Annotated in this window: 10 protein-coding genes and 2 pseudogenes; 5 read left to right on the top strand and 7 right to left on the bottom strand. The window is 61.1% G+C overall.

Going from position 1 to position 13,670, the window contains the following annotated elements; all coding sequences use genetic code 11:
• Window positions 1-185, bottom strand: a pseudogene (locus VMR39_RS18930) (RNA polymerase subunit sigma); the annotation flags it as partial.
• A 396-nt stretch (window positions 186-581) separates the two neighbouring features.
• On the opposite strand from VMR39_RS18930, the gene VMR39_RS18925 reads away from it, so the two are divergent.
• The 3 genes and pseudogenes from VMR39_RS18925 to VMR39_RS18915 all read left to right on the top strand — a co-directional run bounded on the left by VMR39_RS18925 (window position 582) and on the right by VMR39_RS18915 (window position 1,663).
• Complete coding sequence (locus VMR39_RS18925; RefSeq protein WP_325417947.1) at window positions 582-1,052, top strand: nuclear transport factor 2 family protein; 471 nt, start codon at window positions 582-584, stop codon at window positions 1,050-1,052.
• Window positions 995-1,216 (top strand): annotated as a pseudogene (locus tag VMR39_RS18920) (TetR/AcrR family transcriptional regulator); the annotation flags it as partial. The gene VMR39_RS18925 and the pseudogene VMR39_RS18920, both read left to right, overlap by 58 nt.
• Entirely contained in the window at window positions 1,217-1,663 is a 447-nt protein-coding gene (locus tag VMR39_RS18915) for a TetR/AcrR family transcriptional regulator (protein ID WP_325417949.1), read from the top strand.
• Window positions 1,664-1,890: 227 nt separating this feature from the next.
• Here VMR39_RS18915 and VMR39_RS18910 read toward each other — a convergent pair whose 3' ends face one another.
• The 6 genes from VMR39_RS18910 to VMR39_RS18885 all read right to left on the bottom strand — a co-directional run bounded on the left by VMR39_RS18910 (window position 1,891) and on the right by VMR39_RS18885 (window position 11,637).
• Window positions 1,891-2,913: a dipeptidase gene (locus VMR39_RS18910; protein ID WP_325417945.1), complete on the bottom strand. Its 1,023-nt coding sequence runs from the start codon at window positions 2,911-2,913 to the stop codon at window positions 1,891-1,893.
• 59 nt (window positions 2,914-2,972) lie between these two features.
• Window positions 2,973-4,313, bottom strand: a complete 1,341-nt coding sequence (locus VMR39_RS18905) for a serine hydrolase domain-containing protein (protein ID WP_325417943.1) — start codon at window positions 4,311-4,313, stop codon at window positions 2,973-2,975.
• A 28-nt stretch (window positions 4,314-4,341) separates the two neighbouring features.
• The gene (locus VMR39_RS18900; RefSeq protein WP_325417941.1) at window positions 4,342-5,787 is read right to left on the bottom strand and encodes an amidohydrolase family protein; all 1,446 of its coding nucleotides are present in this window, start codon (window positions 5,785-5,787) and stop codon (window positions 4,342-4,344) included.
• A 139-nt stretch (window positions 5,788-5,926) separates the two neighbouring features.
• The gene (locus VMR39_RS18895) at window positions 5,927-8,116 is read right to left on the bottom strand and encodes a TonB-dependent receptor (RefSeq protein WP_325417939.1); all 2,190 of its coding nucleotides are present in this window, start codon (window positions 8,114-8,116) and stop codon (window positions 5,927-5,929) included.
• Window positions 8,117-8,601: 485 nt separating this feature from the next.
• Window positions 8,602-9,927, bottom strand: a complete 1,326-nt coding sequence (locus tag VMR39_RS18890) for an MFS transporter (protein ID WP_325417937.1) — start codon at window positions 9,925-9,927, stop codon at window positions 8,602-8,604.
• Between the two features lie 132 nt (window positions 9,928-10,059).
• Window positions 10,060-11,637, bottom strand: coding sequence for a serine hydrolase domain-containing protein (locus VMR39_RS18885; RefSeq protein WP_325417935.1), 1,578 nt, complete (start codon window positions 11,635-11,637; stop codon window positions 10,060-10,062).
• 282 nt (window positions 11,638-11,919) lie between these two features.
• On the opposite strand from VMR39_RS18885, the gene VMR39_RS18880 reads away from it, so the two are divergent.
• Both VMR39_RS18880 and VMR39_RS18875 read left to right on the top strand, forming a co-directional pair.
• Entirely contained in the window at window positions 11,920-12,975 is a 1,056-nt protein-coding gene (locus tag VMR39_RS18880) for a GlxA family transcriptional regulator (protein ID WP_325417933.1), read from the top strand.
• Window positions 12,976-13,172: 197 nt separating this feature from the next.
• Window positions 13,173-13,520 carry a RidA family protein gene (locus tag VMR39_RS18875; RefSeq protein WP_325417931.1) on the top strand — a complete coding sequence of 116 codons (348 nt, stop codon included), beginning with the start codon at window positions 13,173-13,175 and terminating at the stop codon, window positions 13,518-13,520.
• Window positions 13,521-13,670 lie beyond the last annotated feature (150 nt).

Genomic DNA, 13,670 nt, shown 5'->3' with positions numbered 1-13,670 from the left:
GAGAAATAATGTTTGAGCCAGAGTGCGCTTTCGCAGAGCAGGCGCTGATAGGCGCCGCCATGACCGGCCTGTGCAGCCACCATGAGCGCGGTCCATGTGTCGCCCTCGATCTCGGGCGGGGGAGAGGGTTCCTGCCGGTGGGTCCGAAATCGCGGTATCAGCCTTGGGATGGGCATGTTGGCCATGATCCTTCATTCGGCCGTATATGGCTGGCGGTCACAGGTTCGCAGAAAAATAACATGATCCCCGACATGCGGGCCGCGCCAAAGGGCAAGGCCGCAGTCAGGAAGCCTGGCAAAGCGAGGTCAGGCGTTGAAGGCCTTAATAGCGCACCAAGGTCGCACGTCCTACCTTCATAACTTCGATCTCGCCTGCCGGGATCAACTCTCATTACCATAAGCCTCCGCATTGGCGTCGGCATAATCGCGTAACGCTTTCTGCATGTCGGAGATGAAGGCAGGAGCCTTGGACGGCATTCTCGATCTGGCGCGGTTCAGGACCGGACGCAGGCTCATCGGGATGGGACTGGGCTGGACTTATAACTGTCCTGATTGTACCGATGGGTACAAGCAATTGAGGATATGATCATGGCTCGCCCCCCACTTCCCCCCTTCACTATCGAGACTGCGATTGAAAAAGTGCGGATGGCCGAGGATGCATGGAACAGCCGCGATCCACAGAGGATATCGCTTGCCTATACTCCCGACAGCGTCTGGCGGAACCGCAGCGAGTTCCTGGTCGGTCGCGATGCCATCGTCGATTTTCTCACCCGCAAATGGCAACGGGAGTTGGATTATCGGCTCGTCAAGGAAATCTGGGCCCACGACGGCAACAGGATCGCCGTGCGCTTTGCCTATGAGTGGCATGACGAAGGCGGCAACTGGTTCAGGTCCTATGGCAATGAGAATTGGGAGTTCGACGAGGGCGGGCTGATGGCGCGTCGAATCGCATCCATAAATGATTGTCTGATCACGCCGAGTGACCGCAAGTTCCATTGGCCATCGGGCGCTCGTCCGGACGATCACCCCTCGCTTGGCGATCTGGGTCTTTGACCGCCAAGCGTGTCCTCACCAGTCGCGCGGATGCCATTCCAGCGCTTGCAGAAGTCTTCCGGGAACATGGTTTCGAAGGCACCAGCCTGGCCTTGCTCTCGAAGGCGACCGGCCTTGGAAAGGGGAGCCTCTATAATTTCTTTCCTGGCGGCAAAGAGGAGATGATGGCAGCCGTGCTGGGCGAAATAGACCGATGGTTCATCGTCGCGATCTTCCGCCCGCTCGAGCAAGCGGGGGAACCATCATCGGCCATCATCGCGATGATGGCCGAGGTCAGGGTGTATTTTCGGTCCGGCGCCAGGATATGCCTGGTCGGCTCCGTCGGCCTTGTTCCCGCTCGGGATATCTTTATCCGACAGATCCAGGGATATTTCTCACGATGGGTTTCGGCTTTGGTCCACTGCCTGGAAGCCGGCAATGTCCCCGCCTTCCAAGCCGAGGCTCTGGCGGAAGACGCTGTATCGGGTATCCAGGGAGCGATCGTCCTTGCGCGCGCAATGCGGGACGAGGCGGTTTTCGAGCGCATCGCCTCTCGCCATGAGACTGCCTTGCTCGGCGCCTTGCTGGACGCCTCGTGCGAAAGGCGAGACGAGGATCGAGCCAACTGCTGAAATCCATTCATCTCACGATCGAAATGGAGCGGCCGCAATGGCGCTGGCTGTCCCGCTTCGCCGCCGCTGTATCGAATCTCTTCGTCCGGCTATTTGTCGACCTGGCATGCGATTTCGTTGGTCGCGCAAAACCACCGCTGGAAAGATATCGTAGGAAAGCTCGGGGATCGAGTGGCGCCTCATCCAGTGCTCTGCCGACCCCTCGTTAAGGCGCTTGGCAGGCGGGATCAAGACAGCCCCGGATTCCAAATGGCTTGCGCGACGCGCAATAGATTTCCACCCAGAATATTGCGGATATCCTCCTGAGAATATCCGGCCTTGATCTGCAATTCGACCAGCGACTCGATCTGGGCGGGGGAGACGCATTTGAAGCCTCCATCGAGATCGTAGCCGAGCTCTGGGGGAAACATGTCCTTCATCTTGACGAGATAGTCGTCGAGCTCCGCAGTATCGAAGACATAGTCGAGACCAATCCCGACATGCTCGGCGCCCGCCTGCTGGACGACATGGTCGACATGCCGGAAATAATTCTCGGTGCTGGTGTCGTTGTTCCCCAGGAAGTTGCCGATGCCGTTGAGGCACACGACCCCGCTTGTCCGCGCGCATCCAAGGATCAGCTCGTCAGGGATGTTGCGTGGATGGTCGAAGAGGGCCCTGGGGTTGGAATGAGAGAAGATCACTGGCTTGCGACTATATTCTAGCACGTCCCTCGCTGTACGGTAGCCGGTATGGGAGCAGCAGGCGACCATGCCGACCCTGGCCATCTCGTCGAGTACCTCGCGTCCATATGCGGTCAGTCCCAGATCCTCATCGTCCTGGCACCCACCCCCGATGCGATTGCTGCCATTATAGGCCATCAGCATCCAGCGAACGCCAAGGTCGTAGTAGAGCGAGATGAGGCCGGGTTGGTCGGCGATGCCGTTGGCGCCTTCCATATCGAAGCCGATCGCGAGCCGGTTCGTCGCGCGCGCAAGACTGAGGTCGTCGATCGTCTCGATCAGCAGATAGCGGTCGTTATGCGCCCTGATCCATCGGCGGAAATGGGCAAGCATACGTACATGCTCCTCGATGCCCTGTTCGCCAAAGCCGATATTGAGCATCGCCACATCGACGCCGCTTGCGCGATAGAGTTCGAGCTTGGGCAGGAATGCCTCGTCGAAAGGGCGAAGCGGCATGCAGCCATGATTGTCCCAAACCAAATTCGAGGCGATCAAGTCTTTGGCGGTCATGCCTTCGTCGGTAGCCAACATGACGGGATATCACTCCATGGGTGCGTCAGTAGATACAGCAATGGCGCATGCGAGACGGGTCAGGCAACACGATTGAATATCCGGGCCATTGCGCCCAGGCGCTGCATCTTGCCGGCGGCGTCGGGATCCACGAAGGCGAGCGGATAGGGGATCGCAGCGCCGTCAAGAACCATGCGGAAGAGATGATCGCCGACCCGCTCCAGCTTGAAGACCGTGGCCTGGGCATTGTCGGTCTCGTAGAAATCCACTCTCGCGGCCATCCTGGCGTGGAGTTGCCCATCTACGCTGAAGATGTCGAAGCGGTAGATCTGGTTTTCGAAACTTCCCTCATAGGCTGATGCCTCGATGCTTCCTTCGATCGGAGCCAGCGCCTCGATCGGAGCGTCCCAGCTTGAAAGAATGGGCTCCACCAGCCCTGCGTCGAATATGCCGTTCCTTGAGCAGTTGGTCAGGAGGGCCATCACCTTGCCGCTCGCGGCATGTGCATAGAGGACCGATGAAACGCCGGGGCCACCACCGCCATGGAACAGCACGTCTCCTGGCAGAATCATCCAGCCCAGGCCCACATGCCATGAGGAGGGGGAGATGAACCGCGTCGTTTCGGTCGCCATCGCCGACGCGCTTGCCTTCGAGAGGATGCGCACGCCATTGATGCCGAGGCCGCCATTGACCAGCGCGCGGGCGAATGTGACGAGGTCCGCTGCGGTCATCATGATCGTCGCGCCAGCCGGGGCGAAGCTCAACGGCAGGAACGGCCGATTGCTCTGGACGAGCCTGCCTCCTTCATCGACCTGGTCGCCGACGCTGACGCGGAACCGGGGCAATTCGGTGATGTCTGCGAGGGAATGGCTAAGCCCGAGCGGCTCAAAGATGCGCGAACGCACCAAGCTGTACCAGCTCTCGCCCCGCAGTTTCTGCACCATATATCCTGCTATGACGGTGCCGATATTCGAATAGGCCGTCGCCTCGCCGGGGGCATGAATCTGCGACAGGCCGGGGCACTCATCAATTGCATCGACGATCCGTTGCTCATCGAATCCTCGGTAGGGTGGAACATCATAGTCGATGCCGTTGGTGTGGTTGATCAGCATCCGGCAGTTGATCCCGGCAAGGGCGGCAGGATCGGCCAGCTGCAGTTCGGGCAGGTGCCGGGACACGGGATCGTCGAGAGCGACCAGCCCGTCATCGACCAGTTGCATGAACAAGGCGGCGTTAAGCACTTTGGTGATCGAGCCGATGTGCATGAGCGTATCGAGTGTGACGGGGTCCTTTGTCACGCTGTTGCGAAGGCCTCCCACCGCCTCGTGCAGCGCCTTGCCGTCCCAATAGGCAAAGGATGCACCGGTGACATCGCCGCGTCCCGTTACCTCTGCGATGACCGCCGCATAGTCCATGCTCATTTCGGAAATTCCCTCGATATCCTTGCCGTCAATGTCCGCCGCTAACGCAGGAAGGGCAGCCGGGCAGTCGTGCGCCTTGGTGGAGGAGGCGCTTGAAATTGGCTTCCTCCTCCAGCGGTGGCGGCAAATCCTTGGTCAACAGGGGGAGTTCTGGAAGGTGGGTGAGGTCGACGACCCCGCCGTCTTTGATGACCAAGTGGATGCTGCGATAATGGTCGGCAGCCTCCAGCGGGTTCTTGTCGAGGACGACCATGTCGGCGATCTTGCCCGCCTCTAGCGTGCCGAGGTCGTGGTCGACCCTGTAGGCGCGGGCGATGTTGCGCGTTGCGGCATGAAGCATGTCCATCGCGGCCATGCCCTTTTCTTCCATCGCGCGTAGCCAGGCGAAATGCCCGGTCGCCAGCCTGCCGAGTGCCTCCTGCTCGGGCATGCCGTTCCAGGTCGCCTTCAGCCAGGGCTCCCGCAGGATCTCCGGAGCGAACACGCCACCGTCATTGGCCAGCAGGATCGGCGCACCCGAGCCGATGAGGTTGCGCGCGTTGATGTCCGAGGCTGCCCACATCGTCCATTCATGATCGGATACCGCGCCCTTGACATGCGCCAGCCCGGCCTCGGTCACCGGAAAGATCACCGCGCCACTTTGGGTGCGTGAGAAAAGGTCGAGGGTTTCGTCCGGGATCGGTACCGGACCGGTCATGTTGCAATGGGTGATAAGGTCGCACCCCGCCTCGATCGCCATGCGGAGGCTTTCGACCGTCGTGATATGAGCCTGTGCGGTTCGTCCTGCGGCATGGGCCGCTTCCACGATCGCGCGCTGCACGCGCTCGGAAAATTGCAGGAAGGCGCCGGCTGCCAGCGCGCCATGCTCGGATGCACCATATTTGACGAAATCGATGCCGCGCTCGATATAGTGCGCAACTTCCTCGCCAACCTGAGACGGGGTCATCCACATCAAGTGGCGGCCGCTATTCTCTACCCAGGTCGCATTGACGCGATCGACGAACCAGGAACTGGCAACCTCTGCGGCCTTGCCGAAAAAGTCGCCAGAAAACGGGCCGTCGAAGCCGATGATGTTGCCGGCGCAGCGGATGCGGCTGCCCACCGCCTCGCCACGGTCAATCCGGTCGCGAACCGCCATGAGCGCGCGGCGCGGTCCCCAAGTATCGAAGACCGTGGTCATGCCGGCCTTGAGCGCCACCTGGGCGGCTTCGGTGATCAGTTCCTCATAGCGTCCATCGAAGCGCAGCAACGTTTCGAGCGTCGTATTGACGAGGAGATGCACGTTGGCGTTCATCAGTCCGGGAATGACGAATTTTCCACTGAGGTCGAGCGTCTGGACATCGGCCGGGATGTCCATCTCCTCTTGGCGGCCGATCGCGGCGATGCGATTGCGCTCGACGAGGATGGCGCTGCCGGTGACCGGCTTGTCCGCGACGCCGTCGATGATCTTAGCGCCGGTGATTAACAGGGTCATGTTACTACCTTCACAGAGTCGGGTGGATTGTGGTCGGTCCCCTTATAGCCTGAATGGGCGGGCGGTCCGGGAATTGACATCGTCATCCTCCATATGAGCGGCTGCGTTCCTCCCCCAAGGAGCACAGCCGCCGGCCGGGTCAGAATTTGGCCGCGGCCGACACGCCGAATGTGCGCGGCTGGATCACCGAGACACTGGTCATGCCAGCGCCCAGGTTTACGTCGGTGCTAAGGCCGCGCACGTCGCCGAGATTCTTGGCATAAAGGGTGAAGGTCCAGCGATCGTTGCTGACACCCGCACGCAGGTCGACCGTATCGTAGCTCGGCAGGTGGAAGCGGACCTGTCCTGCATTTGGGAATGCGCCCGCTCTCCAGCCGACATGGCGCCAGTCGATGCCGAGATCGCCATTCCAGTCACCCGACAAGGGCACTGTATAAGTGGCACCCGCTGCACCTCCCCATCGAGGCGTCAGCGGGAGGCGGTCGCCCGATATGCCAAGTGCGGAGCCCGTCGGAAGATCCTCGGTGAGGTGGGCATCGGTGTAGGCGATATTGCCGTAGATCTCGAGCCCGCGCGCGGGGCGCACGGTTCCCGATGCTTCGAAGCCGCGACTGACCGCCGAAGGGCCATTGTCGACATAAGAGCCGAGCGTGACGCGCTGGATCTGAATGTCGCGCCAGTCGATCCAGAAGCCGGAGAGTTCGAGGCTGAGCTTGCGGTCGAACAGGTCGCTCTTGAGCCCGAGCTCATAGTCGGTCACTTTGTCGGGACCATAGGTGGGCGGGGCGCCGGGATAGGTCGCATTCGGACCACCGGGGCGATAGCCGCTCGCGACCCGCGCGAAGATCATCGTGTCCTTGTCGATATGATAGCTCGAGCTGACGAGGAAGGTCAGCGCGTCGTCCTTCGAAGGGGTCTCGAAGACGGTGGTCCCGAACAGCAGCCCAGTATTCACGTTGCGTACGCGCTGCTTGTTCTTGCTGTAGCGCAGGCCGGCCGTGATGTCGAAGGCAGAGCTGAAATGATAGGTCGCATCGCCGAACAGGGCGACTTCCGCGAACTTGTAATGGCCCGCGACCGACCCGATGTCCGGAAGGCCTGTGATCGGCGCGCCGGTCTCGCGGTCGATGCTGAGAATCTGCGAAAAGGCCTTCTGCTTCTCATGGGTGTAGAAGGCGCCCAGCTGCCAGGACAGGCTGTCGCTCGTCGGCGAGGATAACCGCAGTTCCTGGGTATATTTGTCGACCGATACTGGCGCCGTATTCTTGAATCCGAGCGTGGGAATGCCGAAGGCCGGAGCCAGCTGAGGCGAGAGGAGCGGCGAATAATCGAGATTGAAGCGCATGGTCTGGTGATTGTAGGTGCTTGCCGACGTCAAGGTGGCAAAGCCCAGATCCCCTTCCACGAGCAGGCTGTAGGCGCCGATATTCTGGCGAACATTGGTCGTGTCGGGCGCGCGTGATTGCTTGAGCTCGCCATAGGAGGGCTGGAAAGTCATCGAGTCATAGTCGACGATTGGTGGGCTGCCGCTATAATGCTGGTAAAGGGCCGAGGCGCGGATTTTCCAATCATCGTTGAGCTGCCAGGCCAACGCTGCACGGCCACCATAATAGCGCGTCGCGTTGATGTCTTTCTCGCCGGTCTGCACATTGTCGATGAAACCCGGGTCGCGGCGATTATAGCCGCTGACCCGTAGCGCCACGGTCTCGCTGAGCGGGACATTGGCCGCAGCGCGCATCCCATAGCCTCTGCCACCACCATCCACCGTGGAGCCATCGACCTGGACACGGCCGAAGAATCGGGTCGGGTCTGGATCGGCCGTGACATATTTGAGCAGGCCCCCAAGCGAACCGGCTCCATAGAGCGTTCCCTGAGGCCCGCGCAGAACCTCTACCCGCGCAAGGTCCTGCGGATCGAGGTCCGGAACCGTATAGGCACCGTAGCCGGTCGAAGCGCCGAAAGGGGATTCGTCAATATAGACGCCGACAGTGGGATTGCCGCCGGCCCCTGTCGTAATGCCGCGAATGGATAGCTGGGTTGCCCCGCTGGCGCCGCCCGCCTGCGAGACGACGAGGCCCGGGATCCGCGCGACATAGTCGTCGAGTTTGGATGCGACCCGTTCCTGCAGGCTTTCACTGGTCAGCGCCGTGATCGCGGCGGGCACGTCCTTGAGCCTTTCAGTCCGCTTCTGGGCAGTCACGACGATTTCCTGCCCGAAATCCTGGCTATCAGCCGGAGCGGACGAAGCATCGGCCGCGACGGCCTGCGCAAGGGCTGGCACAGGCAAGAGCGCTGTGCTTGCGGCCAGAGCAATCCACAATCTGGTCATTTTCATTCTCCCCCTCGTATCGACGAGGAACAATCGCTGCACATGATATGAGTGGATCACATGCAAGTCCGTCCCCCCGATCAAGCCCTGCCGTGTATCTCGCCTCGTCTGAGGCATTGGAGTCTCACGGGGCATTTGAGCAGGACGAATGTGTGGGGCAAACGGGGTGTCGTGATAGAAGGATGTGGACAATTTGTGGAAGATTGATGTCAAATCTGTGTAACCGGGGCGGGGGCTGCTCAGTCGCCTCCAGCGGCGCCTGCATAGTATATACAGGCGCACGCCGCACAGACCGTGCGGTAGGTCTTGTTGCTGCCAGACCAGGAGGTTCGCTGCGCAATATTGGGTGGTAGTCTATGCTGCGGTGTCGTTTTACAAAGGGCGTATCGTCTCGCATTCTGGCGATGATTTTTGCTGATCGCAGATGTCTGTTTACCCCGGACTAGCGCTTCCTGCGTCGCGAAAATCGGATGTAACAGCTACTGTCAGCCCAATGAGGCAACCATTTCAGGGTCATTTTTTCGACCTGCCCTCATCGTCGCGGCGAGGCAAATGGCTGCGAGGAGGGCGAGCGGCGCACCTACCCCCGCCATGGCGTGGCCCAACATGGCTTCGCCGCCCAGCATTGCGCTCAGCGCGGCGACGGCCGGTGCGGACAGGCTGCTGCCGATCGCGCTCGATATGACATAGAGGCCGAAGGTCCGGCCGCGCAGTTCGTTGGGAACTCGAAAATTGATCGATATGACCGGCACGACGATGGCGACGGAATAGGAAAGCTGAAAGACCGTCATCGCGATGGCGAAGATGCCGACATCGGGTGCCATGGCCATGGTCGTCGCCGGTGCGCACAGCAATGCAGCGATGGCAGCCGGTATCATGACCGCGCGATAGCCGCCGTTGCGTTGTGCCCAGCCCACCAGTCGACCGGAGGCCGCTACGCCCACGATGCCCGACCCCAGCGTCACGGCAGCATACCAGCCGGCGAAATCGCCCGGTTGCTGCCCATAAATACGCATGAGGGCCGGGGCCGCCCACGTCGTGATGCAGGTCGACAGGCCGGTGAGAAGCCCGACCCCGGCCAGGAGGGGGATGAGGAAGTCACGATGTGCCCATAATGCGCGCCAGTTCCCCCCACCTGTGGAGCCCATCTCCATACGTCTTGGTTCACGCATGAACAGGATCAGGCCGATGATCGGCAGCGCCGCCACCGCTGCAAGCATGAAGACAGCGCGCCATGGCTCCAATCCAGCGAGCGCCTCGGGATCGGAGGTATGGATTTTGCCGAGGGCATCGAACCCCAGCCCGCCGATCAGGACCGCCGCGGCGCCACCCAATATGCTACCGAGCGGATAGGTCGCGGATGCCGACGCGCGGCTGTCGGGGGCGAAATAATCACCGAACAGCGACAGTGCGGCAGGAAGGAGTGCGGCCGTGGCAGTACCCATGATGACCTTCGCCAGTGCCAGCGTCCAAAAGCCACTCGCCCAAGCGGCAAGGACCAGTGATGCTCCCCATAGCAGCATCGCAAGGAAGACGAGCCGAACCCTGTTAGTCCGGTCGACGAGCAATCCCATAGGGACGCTGAACAGGCCATAAGCTGCCGAATAGCTGGTGGAACTCGCAATCCCGGCCTGCATGTCGGTAAGTCCCAGGTCATGCTTCATCGGTTCGAGCAGCAAGGCGACGATCCCCGCATCCATCGTCGCAAGCAGCGCGATCACGCCGAGGACATATTGGGCATAGCGGGCCTGTCGCAGAGGGGGGTAGTCGGCCTGCACGCCTGCGGGATAGGGTGAGTTTCGCCTGGTCATGATGCTGTCCCACTTTTCGAGGAGGGCCGGGAAAAGCACTCCGCAAACGCCATGAGGCGGATGTGACGGAATGAAAGCGTCATCGTCGGGAAGCGATGGAGATGCGCAGGCGCATGAGCGGCTAGATCCATCTCAGTCGACCTTGCCGAAGCGCACATGGCGCATGCGACCGAAGTCCAGCACGAAGCCGCTCCCATCCGGCTCGAATGCGATCACCGCCCCGATCGTGCCCGACAGCTGGTCCTGGAGCCGCCAGATGTTTGCAGCGATGGGCATCATCTTATAGGTCGCCCAGCCATGGCGGCCGTTGCTGCGAGCCTGTGCGCCACTGCCGTCTTCGGACAGTTCGAACGTCGTATCCATATCCTGTGAGCGATAGGTGCCGGCATATGTGCAAAGTGTCGCCTGCAGATCGGTGTCGATCTCGACGAGCCGATCCTCATTGCCGAAGTCGCCATGGACGATCGCATTGCCATCGAACCGGATCGATTGCTGGAGGAAGGACGCAGCAGACGGGAGTTGCAGCGAGCCAGTCGCGTCGGGCGTGACCGGCATCGGTGCGGCGCCATCGATCGACAGGAACTGTGTGTCGTCGCGCGCGCTCAACGCAATGATGCGGCCATCGCGTGGCGAGCGGAAGGTGCCGGTCCGTTTTTCCTGCACGCGTATGCCGGGCAGGGGCTCGAGCCCCTCGACACAGGCATCGATCACGCTGTGTGCCAGCACGATCGCGCTGACATCGCTCCTGTTGCAGCCGATCGCGATGTGCAGCCTTGCCTCTGGCACGGCGATCATTTGGAAATTGCCACCCATGACGGTGCCGGGGTGATGGATGATCTCGACGCCGCGATAGCGCTGGGTGAAGAGTCCCAGGCCATAATTGGTGGAATGGCCGTTCGCGAGCAATTGTGGCTCATGCATCAGACGCCAGGTCTGCGCGGAACCTATTGAAGGGGCATCCATGTGACCGAGCCATCGCAGCATGTCGTCGATGGTCGAGACGATGCCGCCCGCGCCGCTGATCTCCATGCCCATATAGGTGCGCGACCACTCGCCTTTTCCATTGCGGAAGTGGAGCGTCGCGCTGTCGGGCAGGAAATCCTGGTCCCAGCGGCGGAGCACCGTGTCATGCATCCCCACTGGCCTGAAAATGCGCTCGCGAAGCACATCCTCTAATCGTTGGCCCGTGATCGTCTCGATTGCCGCGCTCAGAAGGATATAGCCGCCGTTATTATAGCTCCACCGCGTGCCGGGATCGAAATCGACATCCTTGATGGTCCGATAATAGGCGATCATCTCCTCGTCGGTCACAGGGCGGCCGATGCCGTTGAACAGCATCGTCACCGAGAGAAGGTCGCGGATGCCGCTGACATGTCCCATGAGCTGGCGCATTGTCGCGCGCGCGTTCACCGGCCGGAGGCCAGGAACATGCTGGCCGACCTCGTCGTCGATGCCGGCATGCCCTTCCTCGCACAGCAGCATATAGGCCAATGCAGCGAAATGCTTTGAGGTGGACCCGATCCGAAGCCGCATTGCGGGCGTCAGAAGGGTCGGCAGCTCGATGTTTGCGCGGCCGAACCCTTTCCGGTAGAACGGCACGCCGTCGAGCGCGATGCCCGCGACCACTCCTGGAAGGTGGGACTGGTCGACCGAGGCGAAGATCGCGTCGAGCGTCTTCTCATCGCAATGCGTTGCTATTCTTTTTGCCACTGGCGGCTCTCCCCCAACATGTCGTGGTCGGCGTGAGAGATGCGCGGGACGCCAGTTCCACTGCGTCACTGAGCTTGGCTTCCACATCGAGCGTGGCGCGCGATCTTATATTTTCCACGCCAGTCCGATGTCGCATCGCTCGCCTTCGCCTTTTCCGAATGTGCGAGGCAAACGGGAATGGAGATAGAAGGATATGGACAAGTTCTGGAAGATGAGCGACGATCCTGCTAATCGGCTCGCGCTGGCGGGCCTCCACCCTAGCCAAGTGATCACAAGATGGTCGTGGATTATACGCGAAAGCTCGAAACCCCTGTCCTCGAACTGCGCCTGGGGTTCCTGCTCCTCCCGGATTTCACGCTGCTGGCGCTGACAGGGTTCGTAGAGGCGCTGCGGATTGCGGGGGATGAATTCGACCTTAGCCGCAATCTTTATTGCCGCTGGGATATCATGGCGCCCGACAGTCGCCAGATTCGATCGAGTTGTGGTCTGACTGTACTCCCCACGGCCAAGCTCCAGCCGCCCGATAATTACGACTATATCGTCGTGGTCGGGGGAAAGCTCCAGAGCCATGAGCGAACCGACCCGGCGATCGTCGATTATCTGCGCGATGCTGCGGAACGGACGGTTCCCTTGATAGGCGCCTGCACCGGCAGCTTCATGCTGGCGCGAACAGGTGCGTTGGAAGGGCGGCGTGCCTGCGTCCATCAATTCCATGTGGCCGAGTTTCAAGCTGAATTCCCCAACATCCTTATAGAATCCGACCGCCTGTTCACGATCGATGGTCCGCGGCTTACTTGTCCAGGCGGGGCCAGCGCCTTCGACCTCGCCATCCACCTGATCCAGCGGCATTGCGGGCGGGAACGGGCGCTCAAGACGGTTTCGCTGTTATTGTTCGACGAGGCGAGGGCGAGCAATCATCCCCAGGCGCGCACGGCACTGGATCTGAGTGCGCCGGTGAGGGATCCGTTCGTGCGAAGGGCGCTTCTGCTCATGCAGCAAAATTTGGGCAGCCCCGTAACCATCCAGAGCATTGCCGAGACACTCGGCACCAATATGCGGCGGCTTACACGAGCCTTCCATGCGCAACTCGACATGTCACCTGCCCATACCTACCGGCAGATCCGGCTCGAGCGCGCCCTTTGGCTGATCGGCCATACCGGCAAGAGCATGTCCGAGATCGCCTATGAGTGCGGCTTTGCCGACGCGTCCCACTTTTCGCGGATGTTCAAAGAGGTGTTCGATACATCGCCCAGCGATGTGCGAGCGCAGATGCGGGCAGAGACCACCGGCTCGCGCGCCGTCACGGGAAGATTCATGTCGGAACTTTCGCCAACCTGACCCCGAGAGGGAGCGATCTCCCAGAGATTGTCCCGCATATTCTAGATTTACCGTCGTCCATCCTTTTATTCCGCCGATCGAGTGGGTGAGGGATCTTGCTGCCTCTCCCATGACGGGTGGGGTGTAGGGGGTGCTGCGATATGCCGCCGATCCCTGCAGTCCCGCCCGCACTGCAATCCCAGTGAGGAGGAGAAATCATGTCTATCACCCGCATTGAAGCTGGCCCGCGCGCGAGCCAGGCCGTCATTCACAATGGAACCGTCTATCTCGCGGGCCAGGTGGGAACGCCTGGCGACGACGTAGCCACACAGACGAGGACCATCCTCCAGAATATCGAGCGGCTTCTGGAGGCTGCCGGTAGCAGCAAGAACCATATCCTCTCTGCCATGGTCTGGCTCGCCGATATGGCCGATTTCGAGGCGATGAACACGGTTTGGGATGCATGGGTGGCCCAGATCGATCCCCCCACGCGAGCAACCGGCGAGAGCCGCCTTGCAGCACCCGAATATCGGGTCGAGATCATGATCGTCGCAGCGACCGCCTGAGGCGATCGCTGCCATTCAGGGCGATCAGCGGTGGTCGCCCGGACCGGTCGGCGAGCGGCTGCCGGGTGGACTTATGCCGGCCATTCCCCTGTCACGAGACAGCGAAGTGCGACGATCCAACGTGTTCGCGCTGTAAGGACGCAAGACAGG

The organism is Sphingobium sp., assembly GCF_035511395.1.
Taxonomy (GTDB): Bacteria; Pseudomonadota; Alphaproteobacteria; order Sphingomonadales; family Sphingomonadaceae; genus Sphingobium.
This window is presented reverse-complemented; position numbering and strand designations above follow the sequence as displayed.